Annotated in this window: 14 protein-coding genes and 5 pseudogenes; 11 read left to right on the forward strand and 8 right to left on the reverse strand. The window is 64.1% G+C overall.

All coding sequences use genetic code 11. The features are described from left to right. Window positions 1-46 precede the first annotated feature (46 nt). The 3 genes and pseudogenes from DC31_RS19580 to DC31_RS19595 form a co-directional block, all read right to left on the reverse strand. Window positions 47-778: a DUF4082 domain-containing protein gene (locus DC31_RS19580; RefSeq protein ID WP_235201488.1), complete on the reverse strand. Its 732-nt coding sequence runs from the start codon at window positions 776-778 to the stop codon at window positions 47-49. Between the two features lie 318 nt (window positions 779-1,096). After that, window positions 1,097-5,328 (reverse strand): annotated as a pseudogene (locus DC31_RS19590) (DUF4082 domain-containing protein); the annotation flags it as partial. Continuing rightward, on the reverse strand, window positions 5,223-5,729 hold the full coding sequence (locus DC31_RS19595; RefSeq protein WP_152545425.1) for a hypothetical protein: 507 nt from the start codon (window positions 5,727-5,729) through the stop codon (window positions 5,223-5,225). The pseudogene DC31_RS19590 and the gene DC31_RS19595, both read right to left, overlap by 106 nt. A 226-nt stretch (window positions 5,730-5,955) precedes the next feature. Between DC31_RS19595 and DC31_RS12305 the strand changes: the two are divergent. Further along, window positions 5,956-6,569 (forward strand): annotated as a pseudogene (locus DC31_RS12305) (acyltransferase). An 84-nt stretch (window positions 6,570-6,653) separates the two neighbouring features. Here DC31_RS12305 and glmS read toward each other — a convergent pair. Together glmS and coaA are read right to left on the reverse strand one after the other, a co-directional pair. Then, a pseudogene (glmS, locus tag DC31_RS12310) lies at window positions 6,654-8,494 on the reverse strand (glutamine--fructose-6-phosphate transaminase (isomerizing)). 81 nt (window positions 8,495-8,575) lie between these two features. Further along, window positions 8,576-9,529, reverse strand: a complete 954-nt coding sequence (gene coaA, locus DC31_RS12315; RefSeq protein ID WP_051607019.1) for a type I pantothenate kinase — start codon at window positions 9,527-9,529, stop codon at window positions 8,576-8,578. Window positions 9,530-9,685: 156 nt separating this feature from the next. Between coaA and DC31_RS12320 the strand changes: the two genes are divergently transcribed. The 8 genes and pseudogenes from DC31_RS12320 to DC31_RS12345 all read left to right on the forward strand — a co-directional run bounded on the left by DC31_RS12320 (window position 9,686) and on the right by DC31_RS12345 (window position 16,770). Then, on the forward strand, window positions 9,686-10,996 hold the full coding sequence (locus DC31_RS12320; RefSeq protein ID WP_036280577.1) for a UDP-glucose dehydrogenase family protein: 1,311 nt from the start codon (window positions 9,686-9,688) through the stop codon (window positions 10,994-10,996). A gap of 62 nt (window positions 10,997-11,058) precedes the next feature. Continuing rightward, a pseudogene (locus DC31_RS19600) lies at window positions 11,059-11,985 on the forward strand (Ppx/GppA phosphatase family protein); the annotation flags it as partial. Between the two features lie 78 nt (window positions 11,986-12,063). Then, window positions 12,064-12,519: a VanZ family protein gene (locus DC31_RS19605; RefSeq protein WP_235201539.1), complete on the forward strand. Its 456-nt coding sequence runs from the start codon at window positions 12,064-12,066 to the stop codon at window positions 12,517-12,519. Then, on the forward strand, window positions 12,516-13,250 hold the full coding sequence (locus tag DC31_RS12330; RefSeq protein WP_235201489.1) for an arsenate reductase/protein-tyrosine-phosphatase family protein: 735 nt from the start codon (window positions 12,516-12,518) through the stop codon (window positions 13,248-13,250). Before DC31_RS19605 ends, DC31_RS12330 begins: the two co-directional genes overlap by 4 nt. A 38-nt stretch (window positions 13,251-13,288) precedes the next feature. After that, on the forward strand, window positions 13,289-14,941 hold the full coding sequence (locus tag DC31_RS12335) for a sensor histidine kinase (RefSeq protein ID WP_051606891.1): 1,653 nt from the start codon (window positions 13,289-13,291) through the stop codon (window positions 14,939-14,941). After that, a complete protein-coding gene (locus tag DC31_RS12340; protein WP_036280579.1) occupies window positions 14,938-16,062 on the forward strand; it encodes a hypothetical protein in 1,125 nt (374 codons plus the stop codon). The genes DC31_RS12335 and DC31_RS12340 overlap by 4 nt, the downstream gene beginning before the upstream one ends. Before the next feature lie 175 nt (window positions 16,063-16,237). Continuing rightward, window positions 16,238-16,405 carry a hypothetical protein gene (locus DC31_RS18480; protein ID WP_160173234.1) on the forward strand — a complete coding sequence of 56 codons (168 nt, stop codon included), beginning with the start codon at window positions 16,238-16,240 and terminating at the stop codon, window positions 16,403-16,405. Beyond that, a complete protein-coding gene (locus DC31_RS12345; RefSeq protein ID WP_051606893.1) occupies window positions 16,402-16,770 on the forward strand; it encodes a response regulator transcription factor in 369 nt (122 codons plus the stop codon). The genes DC31_RS18480 and DC31_RS12345 overlap by 4 nt, the downstream gene beginning before the upstream one ends. Window positions 16,771-16,810: 40 nt before the next feature. Here DC31_RS12345 and DC31_RS12350 read toward each other — a convergent pair whose 3' ends face one another. The 3 genes from DC31_RS12350 to DC31_RS12360 all read right to left on the reverse strand — a co-directional run bounded on the left by DC31_RS12350 (window position 16,811) and on the right by DC31_RS12360 (window position 19,828). After that, entirely contained in the window at window positions 16,811-17,854 is a 1,044-nt protein-coding gene (locus tag DC31_RS12350) for an HNH endonuclease signature motif containing protein (protein ID WP_036280580.1), read from the reverse strand. Further along, window positions 17,851-18,366 carry a hypothetical protein gene (locus tag DC31_RS12355; RefSeq protein ID WP_036280582.1) on the reverse strand — a complete coding sequence of 172 codons (516 nt, stop codon included), beginning with the start codon at window positions 18,364-18,366 and terminating at the stop codon, window positions 17,851-17,853. The genes DC31_RS12350 and DC31_RS12355 overlap by 4 nt, the downstream gene beginning before the upstream one ends. A gap of 103 nt (window positions 18,367-18,469) precedes the next feature. Next, a complete protein-coding gene (locus DC31_RS12360; protein WP_152545426.1) occupies window positions 18,470-19,828 on the reverse strand; it encodes a hypothetical protein in 1,359 nt (452 codons plus the stop codon). A gap of 106 nt (window positions 19,829-19,934) precedes the next feature. Between DC31_RS12360 and DC31_RS12365 the strand changes: the two genes are divergently transcribed. Beyond that, entirely contained in the window at window positions 19,935-20,225 is a 291-nt protein-coding gene (locus tag DC31_RS12365) for a hypothetical protein (protein WP_036280586.1), read from the forward strand. Between the two features lie 359 nt (window positions 20,226-20,584). After that, window positions 20,585-20,704: pseudogene (locus DC31_RS20600) on the forward strand (IS5/IS1182 family transposase); the annotation flags it as partial. Window positions 20,705-20,728: the final 24 nt, after the last annotated feature.

Below are 20,728 nucleotides of genomic sequence, written 5' to 3' on the forward strand. Positions count from 1 at the left end.
CCCCTCACTCTTCCCCTCGCATCATCACGGCCTCGTACCATGAAAATCATTCGACCGGGGCGAATATCACATCGACCCAGTAATTGTTCGTTGATGGATTGCCCGGGAACTCACGGGAGTACACCCACGAACTGCCGCTCGCGGGGATAGTGAAGTGTCCCGAGGTCGTCTCCGCAGCGAGAGTTCCGAGGTCGACTGCATATCTTCCCGTGGTGCTGTACAGGCCAACGCGATACTCAACGCCGGGTTGCAAGCTGATCGGCGTCGTGAACGTGGCGGTCTGCCAGGCATCTGCAGTCTCGTCCGTGAACTCGACGTCTGCAAGCTTCGTTCCATCGGCACTCCAGAGGTACCCCGTGTGCTGGCCCGTATTCGCCGCACCTTTATAGAACCGGATGCCGGTAACCGAACCGGCCACGTCGACGGTGAACCTGGTTGCGACCTGCACACCGTCCGGGTCATCCCACCACGCGTTCTGCGGCGTCGCATCACCGAAGATTGTCGTCACGTCCACAACTGGAGGTGCGGCCACCGTCGTGAAACTCCAGGTCGGATCGGTGATCGTCGCTGTTCCGTCTGAGACGAGTGTGGCCGTGTACGTCGTCGACCAGGCGAGCGGTTCGGCTGGGGTGAACGTCACCGTTCGCGTCGCCGGATCGTAAGCGGATATGCCCGGGACGTTCACCGTTGCCGCGAGCAGCGACAACGTGGCAGACGGAACATCAGTCTCGAGCGCGACGGTCACCAGCGTCGTTGGCGCGACATCACCCTCGTCCACGATCGGTGTCTTCGACGAGATGACGACTGCGGGCGCTGGCTCGGGGGTCGGCTCGGGCGCAGGCTCGGGATCCGGCGTCGGGGTCGGCGTCGGCTCAACCGTCGGAGTCGGGTCCGGGGTCGGCGTCGGGGTCGGCTCAACCGTCGGGGTTGGCGTCGGAGTTGGCTCAGGCGGTGTCGGATCGGGCGTAGGCGTAGGCGTAGGCGTAGGCGTAGGCGTAGCATCCGTCGTTCCAGAACCGAACACAATCTCCGCGTCGACGAAGTACGCCGACGAGTTCCACGCACCGGTCGGGAACCCCCCATTCGGGCCATAGGCGAACCGACCGTTTGCGCCACCTGGCGCGGTGATCGATCCGCTGGTCTTGCTGGCCGCAAAGTACGCCGGTGTGATCGCGTAGTGTCCGTTCGGAGCCAGGTAGGAGACCGTATAGGAGATACCCGGCGAGACCTGCACCGGCGTCGACAGCGCCGCGCGCTGCCACCCCGACGCTGTCTCGTTCGCAAACGTGACGGTAGCGAGGGCGTTTCCGTCGGAGTCCCACAGCGTGCCGACGTGCGTACCAGTGTTCCCGGCGCCTTGTAGAAGCGGATCGCTGCGACCTGGCCGGCGCGAGACACCGTGAATGCCGTGCCGACTTCAACGGCGTCAGCATCCGTAGCGGAGGGGCTATCCGGCGTCTCGTCGCCGAAAATCGTATCCGTCGATCCAGGGATCACCGGTTCGACGGTGGTGAACTGCCACTGGTCAAGTTGCTGACCGCCGATCAGCAAGGCTGCGGTGTACGTCGTCGCGGATGCGAGCTCAGCGGTCGGCGTGAACCTGATGGTCTTCGTCGCTTGGTCGTACGAGGTTGCGCCGGCAACGGCGGTTGCGCCGGCCGAAAGTGTGATCGTGGGGGCAGTTGCGTTCTCTGTGAGCCGCGCCGTCACCTCGGCGGTCACGTCGACCGCGACTCCGGTCGGGCTCTTGGCTGCGATCGCTACCGCGGGCTGCGTCGCCGATCCGGCGATGAAATCGACGTCCACGAAGTAGTTCGAAGCACCGAAGGTCGATGTTGGCATCGACCCGCCGTTGCCGTACTGGTAGGTGCCATTCACGCCAGCATCCGCCGTGAGCGGGCCGCTGGTCTTCGCAGTAGAGAAGTAGTTGCCCGCTGTGGCATAACGGCCCTGCGGCGACAGGTAAGACACGGTGTAAGTCTGGCCCGCCAAGATCGACACAGGGTTCGACAGCACGGCTCGCTGCCACCCGGACGCGGTCTCGTTCTGGAAGACCACGCTGGCGAGCGCCTGTCCGGTTGATGACCACAGCGTGCCCGTGTGGGTGCCGGTGTCTCCGGCCGCTTTGAAGAAACGCAGGGCGGCGACTCGACCGTCGACCGAGCTGTGGAAGGACATTCCCAGCTCAACCGATGCGGCGTCATTCGCTGTGACGGTGGGCGTCTCGCCGTCGAAGAAGTTGAAAACAGCGGTGGATGGATCCGGTTCAACCGAGAACGCCCAGGTTCGGTCGGTGCCACTCTCCGACGCGCCCGTGATGTTGCTGACCTCAACCGAGATGTCCGCTCCATACGCGAGTGGGTCCGACGGCGTGAACGTCACCGTTTTGCCATCGGTCGACATACTCACGACGCCATCAACCGCCGTGCCACTCGCAGTAACCTGAACGCTTGGAGTCGACGCGAGAGCTTCGTTGAACGTGGCTGTGATCGCCACATCACGATCCACGGCGGTCGCACCCGCCGGCGGAGTCGTTGACGTCATCACCGGACCTACAACCGTGGTCTCGAAGACGATGTCGACGAAGTAGCTCGTGGTGCTCGTCTGCGTCGGCATTCCGCCGCTGTAGGTGAATGTTCCGCCGTTGACCGGGACGGTGATCGGGCCCCGAGAATATCCGTCAGCGAACGCCCCGGGTGACACTGCGTAGTGGCCGTTCGGTGCCGTGTACGACACCGTGTACTCGGTTTCTGGTTGCAGTGCGATAGGAGCCGCGAAGGTCGCGGTCTGCCACCCCGAAGCGGTCTCACCGCTGAAGGTCACTTCACCAAGCTTCTGGCCGGATGCTGTCCAAAGCGCACCAACGTGCTCGCCGCTGTTGCCGACGCCCTTGTAGAAACGGACGGCGGTGACGAGCCCGGGCTCCGAAACAGTGAACCGCGTTCCCAACGTCACTGAGTCCGGATCTGCATCGGCAGAGATCAGCGGACGGTCAAGGTCGGTGTAAATCGAGCACGGGCACTGACCCTCGGGCACGACCGGCGCTGCCGTCGTGAACGTCCACGCCTCGCCGGCGTCGAACTCCACGCCGGCGGCCGGGGTCGCGTCAATGGTGACGGAGTACGTCGTGGAATTTTCGAACGCCGCAGCGGGCGCGAAGCGCACGGTGCGGGTCGGTGCGTTGTATGAGCTTGTTCCCTCCACGACAGCACCTGCAGCATCCTTCACTTCAAGCTGCGCGGCGGCAACGTCGGCGGTGAAGACCGCGGTGACGTCGGTGTCTGTCGGCACGCTCGAGCTACCGGTCACCGGCTGACGCGCGGCGATCCGCACCGTCGGGTCGAGGACGGAGTCGAAGATCACGTCGACGTAGTAGTTCGAGTCGCCCCAGGTGTAGGTCGGGAACCCACCCGCGTGGCCGTACAGTCCTGGGCTGGCCGAACCGACCCCCGAGGTGATTGCCACTGGGGATGAGGCTTGCGCATGGTACGGCCAGTAATTGTCGACGTACGCGTATCCGCCCTGCGGTGCCGTGTACGAGACGACATACTCCGTGTCTGCGGTGACCGCGACCGGTGTGCTGAACAGAGCGGACTGCCATCCGGTGGCGGTCTCGCCGACGAACGTGACGCTTGCGAGCTTCTCGCCGCTCGCTGTCCAGAGTGATCCGTCGTGGGTGCCGAGGTTGCCACTGCCCTTGTAGAAGCGCACACCCGTGACGTATCCATCGGCCGTCGGGTGGAACCGCAACCCGAGCTCCACTGCCTGCGTGTCGGTCGCTGAGGCGAGGGACGGCACGGCCGTGCCCTGAGCAGAGTACGGGCCGGCCACTGCGACCGCGCGGGTGGTTCCTGCGGCCGAGTAGTTCGCGCTGTCATCAATGGCGCGTGCGATGATCGTCGCCTGCCCTGCCCCCTGCTGAATGTACGAGTACGTCCAGTTGGTTGTGCCCTGGGCCGGATGCCACGAGCTACCGCCATCGGTCGACACTTCGACACCTGCGACTTTGCCTGCGGCGTCCGTCGCGGTGCCTGTGGCGGTAACGCTGGTGCCGTGGGCGATCTGCGCTCCCTCGGCGGGTGTCGTGATTACCGTCGTCGGCGCCGTCGCATCAGTGGTTTTCGATGCCGACGTGAGCCCGTCCATCAGCGTGGCAGGCTGGGCATCCATGTCGGCAAGAAGGTTGACCTCTGCCTGCTGCATGCGCGGGTCAGCGGCGGGCTGCGAAACGTCGTGAGTGCTGTCGAGCCCCCAGCCCCACTGCACGCTGCCGGAGGAGAAGACCAGCGCGCCACTAGGTGCGCGGTACAGAGTGACGTGGTGTTCTGTCGTGCCGGCCGTCACCGTGTTGCCGTAGTCACGGAGGTATTGCGGGGTGTAACCGAGAGTGGTCGACAAGCGAATCAGACCGGCCGGCCGGAAGCCGTTGTCGATATCTTCGTTCGACTCATACCCGACTGTTTGATCCCCCAGCGGCTCAGACTGCCCCTCCGGGATCGAGTCAAGACCGGTGTTGCGCCAGAGGCGCGTGTCGCCCTCATCCGAAGTCACGGTAACCGGAAGCGCGACGTCGTTGACCATGTACATCGTGCCTGTTAGTGCGTTTTCCGGCAGGTGTCCGCCCTGAGACGCATCGGCGAAGCGTGGGTCACGCCACGTGCCGGTCCACTCCGACGAAGGATCGATCTTGTCGTTGCTCCAGGTCTCTTTGTACGAGACGAGCGTGCGGTACGGCGTGGCCGACTCGTCTGCCGAGTTCTCATAGCGGGTGCGCCAGTAGCCCTCATTACCTGTGAGGAACTGCATGTTGACGCCCGCATCACGCGCTGCCTCCATGTTCGCGCGCTGCGCGCCGGACCAGTACTCGTCGTGCCCGACCGAGAGGAACACATTATGGTTCAACAACTCGGTGCCCCGCCGGTCAGTATCGACGCCGGCGATATAGCTCATGTCGTAGCCGTTGCGTTCGAGGAACCGCACGGTCGCGTACTCAGCACTGAAGTAGAAGTCGCGTGCCTCGATGCCATTTCTGGTCGCGAACGGCCGGTTGTAGCTGATCTTGTATGCGCGTCCGTTGGCAGCTCCCTGGTAGAAGTCCGAGCCGCCGTAGGTGTTGTATGCGTGCCAGGTCGGGTCAGAGGTCTGGAAGACGATGTCTGAGGTGTTGCCATCGTTGCGCACGATGAAGGTGATGTGGCTCGATCCACCGGTGTCGGTGCGGGTCAGCTTCGCAACGTAGACGCCAGAGACGGCACCCGTTGGCACATTCCACGACGCCGAGACACCCCACGTGCCGCAGTCGTAGAGCTCCGTCGTGATGTCTGAAATGCACTCCGGCTGGATCTGCGGAAGCGTCGCCGACGGCGAGACCGAGTCGATCTTGCGGGCGCGAGGCCCTGGTACCAGCCGGTGCGGTAGACGTCGATCGTGTATGCCGCGGCATCCGTGTCGATCTTGAAATCGATGCTGTCGCCGATGTTGACCGAGATGTCAGTCGCGAAGCCTTGGATCGTGGAGTCTCCGGCGCCCGTGATGTCCCAAACCGAGGGATCAGTGCCAGGCTTCGAGTTCTCGCAGACGATCGGGTTGATGTCGACGCCGCACGAACTTGCTGCTGCCTCGGCAACTGAGGGCAGCGACACGAGACCGCTCGCAACGAGCGCAAGCACGGTCGTCAGCGTCGCCAGAAGGCGCGTTGCCTGCGTGCGGCGAACGGATGTATTCCCCATGTCCCCAGTTTCCCCAGTTCGGCCGCTGCGCTCTCACGCGCGACCATCTTCACGATTTGTGCGTATTCGTCGCTCGTCCCCATAACGAGCGGACGCATCAAACCGTCCCGATCGCAACTATAGCGGGCGATTCGCTCGGAGTCACTCCCCAATTTTCTCGGCGTGAGGCCACCTCTATGCTGAGAGGCATCCGGGGTGAGCCCCACTGATTGAGCGGGGAGACCTCATGAGCGTTGCAGATTCATCCATCATCCAGCCCACTGCCGACGTCGATGATCGGGCCGAGATCGGCGCAGACTCGCGCGTGTGGCATCTCGCTCAAGTGCGCGAGGCGCCCGCATCGGCGCGGGATGCAATATCGGCAGAGGCGCTTACATCGGCCCGGATGTCGTCGTCGGCGACAACTGCAAAATTCAGAACTATGCACTGATCTACGAGCCCGCCCGCCTGGCGAACGGCGTCTTCATCGGCCCGGCCGTCGTGCTGACCAACGACGAGTTCCCGCGAGCCGTGAATCCGGACGGGTCAGCGAAGTCGGCGGATGACTGGCATTCCGTCGGCGTGAACATCGAGGAGGGCGCCTCGATCGGCGGACGCGCGGTGTGCATCGCCCCCGTGACGATCGGCGCGTGGGCGCTCGTTGCCGCCGGCGCCGTCGTCACGAAGGACGTGCCAGCGCACGCGCTCGTCGTCGGCGTACCCGCGCGTCGGGTGGGGTGGGTCGGCCGTGCCGGTCAGCCGTTGGTTCGCGACGGCGAGGACTGGGTGTGCCCGGTCAACGGCGAGCGGTACCGCGAGGAGCAGAACGACAAGCTGGTGTTGGTGGGCGCGGCCGCCTGAGCGGGCCCGCCGGAACTGCTGGAATCGCTCAAATGGCTCCATTCCCAGGGGAAATGGAGCCATTTGAGCGATTCGAAGCCGGGGCTACTCGACCGTGACGGACTTCGCCAAGTTCCGCGGCTGGTCAACGTCCAGGCCCTTGGCCGTAGCCAAAGCCATGGCGAAGATCTGCAGCGGCACGACGGCGAGCAGCGGCTCGAACATCGCCCCGGCCAGCGGAATGCGGATGACCTCGTCGGCGAACGGCAGCACGGCGACATCGCCCTCTTCAGCGATGACGATCACGCGGGCACCGCGAGCGCGGATCTCCTGAATGTTCGACACGACCTTCGAGTGGATCAGCGCTGAGTGGCGCGGCGACGGCACGAGCACGAACACGGGCTGGCCGGGCTCGATGAGCGCGATCGGTCCGTGCTTGAGCTCACCGGCGGCGAAGCTTCGGCGTGAATGTACGAGATCTCCTTGAGCTTCAGCGCGCCCTCGAGAGCAATCGGGTATCCGACGTGGCGGCCGAGGAAGAGCACCGAACGGGTGTCTGCCATCCAGCTCGCCATCTGCGTGACGTGCTCGTGCTCTTCAGCCAGTACGCGCGCGATCTTGTCCGGTAGCGCCGCAAGCTCGGCAACGTCATCCGAAGAGGTCAGCGTCTGACGAACCCGGCCCATGTGCAGACCGAGCAGCAGCAGCGCGGTGATCTGGGCAGAGAACGCCTTGGTGGATGCGACGGCAACTTCGGGGCCGGCGTGCGTGTAGACGACGGCATCCGATTCGCGAGGGATAGTCGCGCCCTGCGTGTTGCAGATCGACAGGGTGCGTGCGCCGCGTTCGCGGGCGTACTTGACGGCCATCAGGGTGTCCATGGTCTCGCCGGACTGGCTGATCGAGATCACCAGGGTGTCGTCGCCGATCACCGGGTCGCGGTAGCGGAACTCGTGTGCGAGCTCGACGTCGGTCGCGATGCGGGCCCACTGCTCGATGGCGTACTTTCCGACGAGGGCTGCATAGGATGCCGTGCCACAGGCCGTGATGATCACACGGTTGATGCCGGTGAAGAGTTCGTCCATTCCATCGAGTTCGGGAATGATGACCTGTCCGTCGTGCACGCGGCCACGAATGGTGTTCGCGACGGCCTCGGGCTGCTCAGAGACTTCCTTCGCCATGAACGAAGACCAGCCGCCCTTTTCGGCGGCGGCGGCATCCCACGACACGTCGAACGGCTCGGCCTCGACGGGGTTGCCCTCGAAGTCGGTCACCGTCACTGCTGAGGGGGTGATCGACACGATCTGGTCCTGGCCGATGGCGAGCGCCTTGCGGGTGTGCTCGATGAAGGCGGCGACGTCGGATCCGAGGAAGTTCTCGCCCTCGCCGAGTCCGATCACGAGCGGCGAGTTGCGGCGAGCGCCGACGACGAGACCCGGGTGGTCCTGGTGCATCGCGAGCAGGGTGAATGCGCCCTCGAGGCGGTTGACGACGTTCTGGAACGCGGTCTGCAGGTCGCCGGACTTGGCGTATTCCTGGCCGAGCAGAGCGGCAGCGACCTCGGTGTCGGTCTCGCTGCGCAGCGTCACGCCGGCGGCAAGGAGCTCTTCGCGGAGCGCGGAGAAGTTCTCGATGATGCCGTTGTGGATAACGGCGAGCTTGTCGTCATCCGCAAGGTGCGGGTGCGCGTTGACGTCGGTCGGACCGCCGTGCGTCGCCCAACGGGTGTGACCGATTCCGGTCGTGCCGTCGTTGAGCGGCGCGTCTGCGAGCGAGGCGCGCAGCATGTTGAGCTTGCCCGCTTTCTTGCGCATGCCGAGGTGGCCTTCGCCGTCAATGACAGCGATGCCAGCCGAGTCATAGCCCCGGTACTCGAGGCGGGCAAGGCCAGCAATAAGGATGTCCTGGCTCGGGCGCGGGCCCACGTATCCGACGATTCCACACATGTACTCAAGGGTAAGCGGGATATTTTGCGAGGGATCCGAACATTCTCGCCTCGCACCACACTCACAGCTCTCGCGCGGAACTCACAACTTGCGCAGCAGCACGCTTTCGACGCTGTGGTCGGCGCCCTTGTTCAGCACGAGCGTTGCGCGGTGCTTGGTGGGCATGACGTTTTCGACGAGGTTGGGCATGTTGATGTCGTTCCAGTAACCGAGCGCCGTGGCCTCTGCTTCGTCATCAGTGAGGTGCGCGAACACGTTGAAGTACGACGACGGGTTGCTGAAGGATCCCTTGCGGAGCGCGAGGAACCGGTCGACGTACCAGCGCTCGACATCGGCCGGTGCGGCATCGACGTAGATCGAGAAGTCGAAGAGGTCGCTGACGGCGACGTCGTTCGGGGCGGGCGGCGGCTGCAGCACGTTGAGCCCTTCGACGATGACAACATCGGGGCGACGCACGACGACCGTCGCATCCGGCACGATGTCGTACCGCATGTGCGAATAGAACGGCGCCCGCACCTCGGGTGCTCCCGATTTCACCTCGGTAAGAAATGAGAGGAGGGCGCGGCGGTCGTACGATTCTGGAAAGCCTTTGCGCTCCATCAGTCCGCGCCGCTCGAGTTCAGCGTTCGAATAGAGGAACCCGTCCGTCGTGACGAGTTCAACCCGCGGAGTGCCGGGCCAACGGCTCATCAGCTCGCGCAGCAGACGCGCAATGGTCGATTTGCCGACGGCGACTGATCCGGCGACGCCGACGACGAACGGCGTGGTGCTGTCGTCTTCGTGCAGGAAGTGGCTGGTCGCCGCGCCCAGTCGCTTCGTCGAGGTCGCATAGAGACTGAGCAGACGACTCAGCGGCAAGTAGACCTCGCGCACCTCATCGAGGGAAAGCCGATCACCGAGGCCCCGAAGTTCGACGACCTCCATCTCGCTGAGCGGCTGGTCAAGATCTGCGGCCAGGCGGGCCCAGTCCGCGCGATCGATCTCCCGGTAGGGAGACAGAGGCAGGGTCGGATCGACGGCGGTCACGCGTTCCATCGTAATGGGGCTGATGCTACGACCCGACATCACGGCGGATGCCAGTGTTAATCGCCTCGTCTCCTCGCATGAGGACCCCGTTCAACTGCCGTTGCTGCCCCCGCCACACAAAAGCGCCATGTTGAAACAACGACGCCTGGGGAAGAGGTACCTATCGTGCGATTGTCGGTCATTGGCTGCGGGTATCTGGGGGCTGTGCACGCTGCAGCTATGACATCGATCGGCCACGAGGTGGTCGGAATCGACCTCGACCCGCGCAAGATCGATGCACTCTCACGCGGCGAGGCGCCGTTCTTCGAGCCCGGGCTGCCGGAGATCCTCACTGACGGCATCCGATCCGGCAGGCTTTCCTTCACTACCGACATCGCCGCGGCCGAAGATGCTGCCGTGCACTTCATCGGCGTCGGAACCCCTCAGCAGCAAGACGGGCACGCCGCAGACATGAGCCATGTCAACGCGGCCTTCGAATCCCTGCTGCCGCATGTGCGCGCGGGTGACATCGTCGCCGGTAAGTCCACCGTCCCGGTCGGCACGGCCGCTGGCCTCGCTGCGAGCGTCGAAGCCGCCGGTGCGACTCTGGTCTGGAACCCCGAGTTCCTGCGCGAGGGCTGGGCTGTACAGGACACCATCGACCCCGACCGTCTGGTCGCCGGCGTCCCCGCGACCCCAGACGGCGAGCGCGCTGCACAGATACTCCGAGAGGTTTATCACCCGGCCGTCGCCAAGGGCACCCCGTTCATCGTCACGGACTATGCGACCGCCGAGCTCGTCAAAGTCGCCGCGAACGCATTTCTTGCCACGAAAATCTCTTTCATCAATGCGATGGCCGAGATTGCCGAGGTCACGGGTGCTGACGTCACTCAGCTCGCCGATGCGATCGGACACGACGCGCGCATCGGCCGCCGCTTCCTAGGCGCTGGCATCGGGTTCGGCGGCGGTTGCCTACCGAAAGACATCCGTGCATTTGCCGCCCGCGCCGAAGAACTCGGACGGGGGGAATCGGTGAATTTCTTGCGCGAAGTCGACGCGATCAACCTCCGTCGCCGTGACCGAGCCGTACAGCTCGTCATCGAAGCCTTGGGCGGCAGCGTCTTCGGCAAGAAGGTCACTGTTCTCGGCGCAGCGTTCAAACCGTTCAGCGATGACGCGCGCGACTCCCCCGCACTCGACGTCGCGGTGCGCCTCAACGGCCTCGGCGCAGGCGTCGTGGTCACCGATCCGCAGGCGATCGAAAACGCCCGCCGGCTGCACCCGCAGCTCACCTATGAAGCCTCCCGTGACGAGGCGATCCGAGATGCGGATGCTGTGGTGCTGGTCACCGAGTGGGACGAGTACCGAAGCGACCTCTCTCCCGAACACGCGTCCGCGCTCACTGATGGACGCATCGTCGTCGACGGGCGCAATGGCCTGGACGCTGCCGCATGGCGCGCCGCCGGGTGGACCTATTACGGCATGGGACGCCCGTAACTGACGCGCAAGCAGTGACCGCACGAGCGGGCGCCGCCCCCTCACCCGAGTAGTCTCAACCCGTGCGCTTGGGAATTCTCGACATCGGTTCGAACACGGTCCATCTGCTTGCCGCGGATGCCCTCCCTGGCGGACGACCCCTCGCCACGACGAGCGATCGCACGGTCGTGCGATTGATGCGCTTCCTCACCCCGAATGGCGCGATCAGCGAAGAAGGCGTGCTGGCTCTCGAGGCCGCCGTCACCCGCGCGCGCGGCATCGCCGAGACGGAGCGGGTCGAGACGCTTCTCACGACAGCGACCAGCGCGGTGCGCGATGCCACCAACGGGCCGGAGGTCATCGCCCGCATCGAGAAGGCGCTCGGCCAGCCCCTGCAGGTGCTCGCCGGCGAGCAGGAGGCAGAGCTCACTTTTCTCGCAGTGCGGCGCTGGTTCGGGTGGGATGCCGGACGCATTCTGCTGCTCGACATCGGCGGCGGCTCGTTCGAGTTCGCCGCGGGTGCGGAAGAGCAGTCTGAGGTCGCGGCATCCGTGCCGCTCGGCGCCGGGCGCATGACCGTGCAGTTCTTCCCGAATGACCCGCCGGGTGAGGATGCGGTCGAGCTGCTGCGCGCGCACGCCGCAGAGGTGCTCGCTCCCGTGGCCGAAAAGCTCAACGCCCTCCCCCGACCAGATCACGTCGTCGGCTCATCCAAGGCGATCCGTTCTCTCGCGAACCTCGCCGGCCGCCGAGTGACGGACGGTCAGGGCTTCGACCGGACAGTGCTCCCCCGACAGGCGCTGGGCTCATGGATTCCGCGGCTTGCTCGGCTGCCGGCATCCGCTCGTCAGGAATTGCCGGGCATCACGCCTGACCGCACGTTCCAGATCGTCGCGGCCGCGGTGTCGCTGCACACCGCGATGACCCTGCTCAACATCGACGAGCTCGAAGTGTCGCCGTGGGCGCTTCGCGAAGGCGTGCTGCTGCGCTACATCGAGTCGATGAACTGGGGCGCGTCGGGATCTGACCGCCCGAAAGCGCACACCGCGACCCAGCGAACAAGAAACTCCCGCGAGTACGCTCGCCGTATGCCCCGCACCTCCGCACTCGCGATCATCGCGCGCGTACTTCTGGTGCCGTATACGCTCGCTCTCGCCCTGATCGTCTGGCTTCCTGATGCTCAGGCCGGCCGCGTCACCGGCATCGTCGGACGGATCGCGCGCTCCCTCGCTTATCGCCTCGATCTCTCTTTCTCGTCCACCTACACGGTGATGGAGTTCTTGGCGAACATCGTCCTGTTCATTCCGTTCGGCATTCTGCTCGCCGTCGGCTGGAAGCGGCTGAAAACATGGCACCTGGCCGCGCTTGGACTCGCCACGAGCGGAGTGATCGAGTTCGTGCAGCTGTTTCTGCCGACTCGCTTCTCGACGATCTCCGACCTGATCGCGAACACCGCTGGCGCCCTCGTCGGATGCCTCTGCATACGCGTGATCGGCTGGCTCGCCTCAGTCCCCGCACCATCGAGACGTAGGGTGGAAGCGTGACGAACCAGCCTGCCGATATGAGTCGCCGCGAATTCCGCGAGTGGCGTGACAAACATTCGTCGCACAAGACTCCAGAAGTACCGACCTCACCGCCCGCGGCGACCCCAGCCCCGAGGCCCACGGATTCGACCGACGATCACCCCCTCACGATCCTCACCGTCTGCACCGGCAACATCTGCCGCTCGCCGATGGCCGAGGTACTTTTGCGCGCGCGGCTCGAGTCGCTCGGCATCCGCGTGCACAGCGCCGGAACGCACGCGCTCGTTGGCCACGAGATGACCGGGCCCGCGCAAGAGTTGGCCGTTGAGCTCGGTGCAAAGCCAGAGGATGCCGCGGCTCACACCGCCCGCTACCTGGTCGAGCCGATGCTGCAGGACGCCGACCTGATCCTGACGATGACGCGTGAACACCGCACGCACGCCGTGCAGCTGGTTCCGCGCACTCTCCGCCGGACTTTCACCGTCCGCGAGTTCGCGCGGCTGGCATCCACTCTCAGCACACAAGCCGCACGCGCCACGGCAGACGCTGAGGGCGATGACCCGCGCGCACGGTTGAGCGCCGCGATTCTTGCCGTTGGTGAGCAGCGCGGCATGTCTGCGGGTGGCCAGGAAGATGATGATGTCGTCGACCCGTACCGCCGCTCACGCGAAGTGTATGAAGAGTCGGCGAGCCAGCTCAACCCCGCGCTGGATGAAGTCGAACGGATCCTGCGCGCCGCGCTAGTGCAATAGAACGCGTCAACGGTACCGATCCCGATACACTGACGCTCATGTGGAAGGCTGCGCAACCGGCGCGTATATCAGCGCCGTCGGCCATCCGTTACTTCGGAGACAGCCGGTGCCGCTCGATCTGGCAGTGGCAGCTGATTCTGGCGTTCACCACGGTGGCGGTCGCTGCGGGTATCGCGCTGCTGACCCCTCAGCTGCTTGCCGATTGGCGGGTGAGTGCCGGCATCCTCACGATTATCGTGGCATCGGTCATCTGCCTCGCAGTTCCCTGGCACAAGGTGGGGCCTGGCGCCGTGCTGGTACTTCCGGTGGTGGATGCGCTCGCGATCGGCTTACTCGATTTGGCCACGAATCCTCCGATCTCGTTCCTGTGGGTTTTCCCCGTCGCGTGGGTCGCGAGTTACTATTCGACGACGGTGTTGGTCAGCATGATGACTCTGATCGCCGGGCTCGCATTGTTCCGGGTGTTTGATCTCGGTCTCACCCCCCGCGAAATGATCAGGATGATGGTCCTGCTCGTCACGCTCGGTTTCGTGGGCGTGATCATGTCTGTGGGGTCGGAACGCAGCCGCTCCACCCGACGTCTGCTGCAAGCGCAGTCTGGGCGTATCGCCAATGCTCTTCGGCGCGTGACTGAGCAGAAGACCCGCAACCAGCGACTCATCGATTCCCTCGACATCGGCATTGCGCAGGTGAGCGCTGGTGGAGCCATCGAGGTGTCGAACCGCGCCTTCCATGCGCTGTATGCGCTCGGCTCGTCCGCGCAATTCCGACCGACGAGCGCCGTCGAGTACCAGTCCCGCCGCGGTCAGCCCATTGCGCTGACGAACACGACCATCGCCCGCGCCTCTCGCGGCGAGCTCTTCACCGACGAGCTGGTGTGGCTGTTCGGCTTGGACGGTGAGTGGCGGGCGCTCAGGACGTCTACGCTTCAGATCGATGACAGCGCGCGCACGAAGGATGCCGTCTTGCTTCTCGTGGAGGATGTCAGCACGAAGGTCGATGCGCGGGCGGGCGAGCAAGCGACCAGGCGCAATCTTTCGCACGAGCTCCGGAACCCGCTGACCGCGATTCTCGGTCACGTCGACCTGCTTTTAGAGCATGACGAGTTCTCCGAGTCGATGCGTCGTCAGCTTCAGGTCGTCGAGCGAGCGGGCGAGCGGATGCAGCGGCTGATCGACGATGCCTTGTCTACGGCATCCCACCCCGGCGAAGACGCCGATCTGGATTTCGACCTGGCAGATCTCACGCGTTCTTCAATCGAAGGCTTCACTCCGGTCGCTGGGACGGATGGCGTCACTTTGAAGGTGCGACTGGATGAGGCGCTGCCGCTGTGCGGAGACGCCTTCCGGCTTCGGCAGGTCGTCGACAATGTGATCGGCAACGCGATCAAGTACGCGCAGCGTGGTGGGACGGTGACGATCCGCAGCGCGCGCCGTGACGATGCGATGACACTTGTCGTCACGGACACCGGGATCGGCATCTCTGAAGAGGACCTCCCCCACGTGTTCGAACCAGAGTTTCGCACGCAGCTCGCGCGCGAGCAGGGCATCCCTGGCACAGGACTCGGTTTAGGAATCGCCCGCGACATCGTGCTCGACCAGGGTGGACGCCTTGAGATCGCGAGCGAGCTCGGCCAGGGGACGGCAGTCACACTCGTGCTGCCGACCCGTCAAGATCGGAGACTCACATGATCACCTCGACACTGGTGCTTCCGCTCATCGCGACCTCGACCATCGCGGTAATTATCTTCATCGCTCTCGGGTTCCTCCCTACACCGTCGCGGGCAACGGCACTGTGGTCTGCGGGGTTCGTCTGCGCCATGATCGGGTCTTACGTGTGGCTCGGATACGAAGTCTTGGAAATGGCGCCACTCCGGGGGCTGGGATCTGGCCTCATCATCGCGCCGATGGCACTCATGTGGTCGGGCCTTCGCGCTTATCGAGGAGCAACCCGGCAATTCATTCCACTCTCGGTCGCTTTCTTGATCGCAATGCCTCTGGCGTTGATGGTCTCGACATTCAGCGACGCCTATGGAATCACTTTCCGGGTGTTGTTTTCGGCGACTTCGGTGTTCGCCGTGTTGACGATCATCGAATTGCTGCGCTTGGGACCGCACAAGCGCGACGAAGCGTCCCCGCTGCTTGCCGTGTCGGGATTGTTCCTCGTGTTCACGGTCATCACGAATATCAATGGATTCATGGTCGCCCAACATGTGACTGCCAACGCGGACAGTCTGCAGTTCTTGCGCTCGACTAACATGATCGGCTCGAACGCTTACATCATCTGCACCTTGGTGACAGTGCTGCTGCTGACGGCCCGCTCGAACAACGGCGAGCGCACGCCGCATGGGGCGTTCGAGCGGATCGCCCGCGATCGTTTGAACCGGGCAGAAGCCACCAATGATCAGTGGTGGTCGCTGCTTGACATCCGGTTGGATGATCCTGATGACATCCGCGCAGCATCCAGCACGGCGGCGTTCAATGCGACGTGCGATCGTTTCATGCACGATGTTGAGCTTGTACTTCCTGCGGATGCTGACATCGAGCGGATGGGCCCCACCCGCATCATCGCTCTCGTGCCGCGCGCGCAGGGTGGCGTGCGCGAGCTCCTCATTGAGCTGCTCGAGCGCATCTCTACTGTCGATGAGGTGCAGGCGCTGCCCATTCGGCTATCGGCGAGCATCGGCTGGGCGCAGGTTGAGAATGTGGGTTACGACCTCGATGAGTTGGTGGTAGCGGCGGCTGAGGCGGTGCAGGTCGCGCAGACGACCGGCGGCGACCGGTGGGAACGCGTCCACGCCACGGTCGAATAGGCGACCTTCTTTACCGCGGAGAGTCTCATCTTCGGGAAGTCTTCAGGTATTCCTGGGACGAACTTGCGGATGCCTTGAGGTGGTGTTTGTAAATTCGAATCACGGGAAGCTGGGGATTCACTAACACCATCACGGCCCGTGGGCCCCTTTCGGCGAGGGGAAGACGAAAGGATCGATGATGCACGCAATGCGTCGCGTCGCCATGGTTGGGTTGCGGGCCTTCGCAACCATCGGCGTCGCAGGCGGGCGGGTCTGGGGACTGGCCGCGTTCGGCTTCATCAACTCGTTGGTCGTGATCTCCGGCTTGACGAAGCCGGAGATCACGACTGGCTACCAAACATGAAGACCGCTGTGGTCATCGAGGATGAGTCCGACGTTCGCACGTTGCTGGCTGACACTCTCGAGCGGACAGGGTTCACCGTGTATTCCGCTGCCACTGGTTTAGAAGGCGTCGAGCTCGTGCGTGTTCACGCACCGATCGTCACGACTCTCGACATCGGGATGCCGGGCATTGATGGTTTCGAGACTGCGAAGTGCATCCGCGCAATCAGCACCACATATCTGCTGATGCTCACAGCGAGAACCGAGCAGAGCGACATGCTGTTGGGGCTACAGGCCGGTGCGGACGCGTACATCACGAAGCCGTTCCGTCCACGCGAGTTCCGCGCCAGGGTCGAGGCGATGATGAGGCGTCCGCGCGTGCAGTAGTAATCGCGAGCATCGTTCGGGGACCTTCTTTCTGGCATGCTCACGCGGCAGGCCGGAATCGTTTGGGCGGTGGGTCGATCCCTCCGAAGGCGTAACTGAGTACCATCCGCGATCTCATGGCAAACATCTCACCTGAGGGGTGTTGCAGGACGAAGTCGTCTTTGCCTCGCCGGGTGATCCGCCACCTGCCGTGGTGCAGCGTCATGTGGTGATATCGGCACAGCAGAATGCCACGATCGATGTCGGTTCGTCCGCCTGCGGAGTACGGATCAATGTGATGCGCCTCACAATACGACGCGGGCCTGTCACACCCTCGCCACCGGCATCCGCCATCACGAATCGCGAGCGCGATGCGCTGTTTCGAAGTGAAAAGTCGCTGTTCCCGCCCGAGATTGAGTGGATTCCCGTGGGAATCTATGGTGACCGTCACGAATCCGCTCTCGCAGATGCGTTGATCGGCCGCTGAGCCCGGCATCGACATCAGGTGGTCTTCGCTGTGCGCGACGGGCGCGCCGTTGCCGTCGGCATCCACTACCTGCACGAGACGCACGCCAGCTTGCCGCGTGCCGAACACGCTCTCGGCGTCTGCGAGGGAGCCTGCACGCAACACGTCCATGATCAAGTCGTACGCGAGCTGATCGTTCGTCCTCGGGTCATCGGCCAAAGACGCAGCCTGTTCCTTCTCGTCCGCATCCACGAATCGTGGCCCGCCTCGTCGCGGGCGCAATGCGGCGGCCAGCAGCGTCTCGATGAACAGGTCGCCCTCGTCGTCGAGCACCAGGCTCGCGCGCTTCTGCCCGTCTTGCCCGCGGTAGGTGCGGAACGAGCGATTCTCGAACCGTGCGAGGAACCGCGCCTCGGCGCCCTCCGGGTCGAGCAGATCACGGATCGACCGCGCTTGCTGCCACAACTCTTCCACCGTGCGCTCGGCAGCCTCATTGATAAGGTGCTCGGCCGCCTGCGCCCATGCCGCGCGCGCCTCAGCACGCGCCTGTGCGCATGCGGCGGCATCCGCGTGATCGGTGTCGATCTCGGGCGCCTCTCCCAGTCCCCTCCGGATTGCGTCGAACTGCGCCGCGGTCAAACGACCGTCCCGAAGCGCATCGCGTAGTGTTGATACCAGGGACGCTGATACCAGGGACCGGGTGCAGGACGCTCATCATCGCTCGGCGCCCCGCCACCTTCTGCGCCCGCCTGCCCCTCGCCCGGCGCCCCCTCGCCCGCTCCCCCATCGCCCAAGCTCTCGTCTGGCTCGTCATCGAGCAGCGCTTCTCCCACCCGCACCTTGCGGTTCGCGTCAGCCTTCGTCGACCCGGTCACATCTTGCAACAGCGACGCCGCCGACCGATGCCCGCGAGAAGCCGCGAGCCCCGAATGCCCGCGCTCCCGCTTCGATCGCACCGCGATCACTCCTGCCGCCGCGACCTGGATCTGCTCAACCTGCTTCGCCACTGCAGCGGTCTCTTCGAGAACCTTTACGACGTCAGCATCTGTCATCAGCATCAGCGACGCCTGCGCCAGCTCGACATCTCCACCATCGACAAGCTGCCCACACAAGGTGGGAATCAGCGTCGCGACGTCGGTGAAAGTTGCCATAATTCATAGTCCCACCCACCACAGACATTCGTAGGTAAGTACGCACGCAGAGCCGATTCCGGTTACTGCAGTCCTTCGTGATCAGCGGGGATCCGCCCGCCCCTCACGTCCGCGCAATAAGCCCCGCTCTGGCGAACGCTTCAATACACGTGGGTCGGCGACGATTCTGCTCAACAGTCTCTGCGAGGAAACTGTCGAACTCGAAGTCAGCGCCAGCGGCAGCGGCAACCACCCGCATCGTCTTCAGGATCTTCGCCGCGCTGCGGTAGTTGCGCTTGTCGGTGACGGTGAGCGTGTCGGTGATGATCTCGCGATAGATCGGCAGCGTGTCGGCGGGATGCGTGAGCGCCCGCTTCTCGGCAAGATTCAGCCAGACCGACGCATTGGATGCCGGTGAGCTGCCGTCGATCGCGAAATCCCAGGCCTCATCGACCCGGTCCTCCCCCAGCAAGTACGTGATGAACGCGTCGGGAGAGCGCTGTTCGAGGAGCGCTTCGGCCGCGGCGCGCTCGCGGTGCCAGAGGTTCGCAAGAGATGAGGTGTCGCGAAGGGATGCGAATGCTGAAGCCGACGGAAACCGGTGGAACCAGTCGCGGCGGAGGGCGACAGCATCCTCAGGGTCTGCGCGGGTAAAGGCATCGTCGACGAGGAAGGTGACGAGCTTCTGATCCCAGCCGCGGCCGTCCATCGCGATTCCGATGCGCGCGTAGGCGACGGCGTCGGTGTGGAGCCCGGCCTCTGCAAGGTCACCGACGAGACGGGCGGCGACAAGCGCGTTGCCCGGCTCGCCACCGTTGGCCGCAACGATGGCATCGCGATCGCGGTCGAGCACCGCAAGGCGAGTGAGCGGGTATTTGCCGTACTCGCCGAGATCGATCGCGGCGACCGCCTGACGGTACTGCTCGATGCTCTTCGCGCTCAGGCCGGGCGCGTAGGCGACGATGTCGGGATCGAAGAAGTCTTGCTTACCGTCGTAGCGGTACTTGACGATCCACTTCACCAGCCGCGTCTGCTCGGGCTGCGTGAGCGCCGGGGTTGTCGTGCACACGGCTGCGGCGTGGGCGTCGAGCAGGGTACGCACGACGTCACCTTGCGCACCAGACGAGTCGTCGGATTTCAGGATGGCGCGTGTCGTCAGCGTGATCGCACGCTCGATGACTGGAATCAGACCGGGCGTCGCGTGGAGGGAACGCTGGGCGAGTAGACCAACGACGTCGTGGGTTTGCGCCGCATACTCGTTCGCCTGCCAGTAGTCGTAGAACCGCCGGTGCGGTGTGAACGCGCGGTCGACGATGGCGCGCAGCTCGGCCGGATCGTCAGAGCTCGCAGCGCGCTGGGTGTCGAGCCAATCCGCAAGGTCGGGTACGCCCCGTCGCGCGTCATCGATGAGCGCGCGAAGCGATTCGGCGTCGAGAGAGCTCAGCCATCGGTCAAGGGCGTCGGATGCTGCGTCAACTGCCACGGTTCTATTCTGGCTGTCTTCATCGTCACGCGTGCCCGGAGTATCTTCCATGCCGCGGCGTCTGAGCGGAACTCCAAATGCGTACGTGTTGACGTACAATGGACTTATGACGTATGCAGCCCGAGTGCTCACCAGCACGGAAGCACGCATCGCACTCCCGGGGCTTGGCGAACAGATCGAACGCGAGGGGCTCTCCTTCTCTCCTGTCGTATTCGGCTCACATCGCAAGCCAGTCGGCGCGATCATCCCGGTAGCACTTCTCGATCAGCTCGAGTCGATCTTGGAAGACATCGCTATCGCTCCACTCATCGAGGAGCGCATCGCCGCAGGTGAGGGTGACGCGACGGTGGCAGATATCGCCGCCAACCTTGGCCTTGACCCGGCTGACTTCGAGTGAAGTTCGCTAAACCACTCGAAGGGTTCCAAGGTGACGTCGACGCGCTCAGCGACATAGATGTCAAACGAATGGCGTTGATGCTCTTGCGATCTCTACGCGACGGCAAAGTCACGGGGGAACCATTGGAACGCCGCGCAGGTACGGCAGACCTTTCGGATTGCTTCAAGGCGTACTTCGAGCCCATCGGTGGCATCAAGCCACGCTTTCGGGTCGTCTACCGGATTGTATCCGCAAGTGGCGAACCAGCCCTCCAACCCGTTTCGGTGGGACTGCGTGAAGACCTCGATGCCTATCTGGGGGCCGCGCGCAACCTCGGCAGAATTTAGATCACCGCTGAATGTCGCCAGCATCGGATACCCCAATACTGCCATCTCAAGCCGTGGCGAGGACTTGCCACTCGCTACGACAGCCACGCCGTCGTCTACCGCGCCGAGGTCATCCTCAACGCCGTCATCGCCTGGACCAAGCAATTATCAGACTGCTCTAGATCAGCCTGCGTTCCA

Source organism: Microbacterium sp. CH12i (genome assembly GCF_000685355.1).
Classification (GTDB): Bacteria; Actinomycetota; Actinomycetes; order Actinomycetales; family Microbacteriaceae; genus Microbacterium.